General features: G+C 67.4%; 1 protein-coding gene. It reads left to right on the top strand.

Translation table 11 applies throughout. The features are described from left to right. On the top strand, positions 1–729 hold a 729-nt coding region (locus H3O04_RS36855; RefSeq protein WP_202589535.1), incomplete at both ends, for an AMP-binding protein.

The following is a 729-nucleotide window of genomic DNA, read 5'->3' as shown; positions in this document are numbered from 1 at the left end:
CCGGCAAGCCGAAGGGCGTGCAGCACAGCACGGGCGGCTACCTGCTGTGGGCCGCGCAGACGATGAAGTGGACCTTCGACTGGAAACCCGACGACGTGTTCTGGTGCACGGCCGACATCGGCTGGGTCACGGGCCATACGTACATCACCTACGGCCCGCTCGCGTGCGGCGGCACGCAGGTCGTGTTCGAAGGCGTGCCGACGTATCCGGACGCCGGCCGCTTCTGGAAGATGATCGGCGATCACAAGGTCACCGTGTTCTACACCGCGCCGACCGCGATCCGTTCGCTGATCAAGGCCGCCGAAGCCGACGACAAGGTCCATCCGAAGAGCTATGACCTGTCGAGCCTGCGCATCATCGGCACGGTCGGCGAGCCGATCAACCCGGAAGCGTGGATGTGGTACCACAAGCACGTCGGCCACGAGCGCTGCCCGATCGTCGATACGTGGTGGCAGACCGAAACCGGCGGCCACATGATCACGCCGCTGCCGGGCGCGACGCCGACCGTACCGGGCTCGTGCACGCTGCCGCTGCCGGGCATCACGGCCGCGGTGGTCGACGAGACCGGCCAGGACGTGCCGAACGGGCAAGGCGGGATTCTGGTCGTCAAGCGCCCGTGGCCCGCGATGATCCGCACGATCTGGGGCGACCCGGAGCGTTTCAAGAAGAGCTATTACCCGGAAGAACTCGGCGGCACGCTCTATCTGGCCGGCGACGGCACCGTGCGCG

Source organism: Burkholderia sp. KCJ3K979 (genome assembly GCF_016759955.1).
GTDB lineage: Bacteria > Pseudomonadota > Gammaproteobacteria > Burkholderiales > Burkholderiaceae > Burkholderia > Burkholderia orbicola.
Note: the sequence above shows the minus strand (reverse complement) of the source record. Positions and strands in the feature narration are given on the sequence as shown.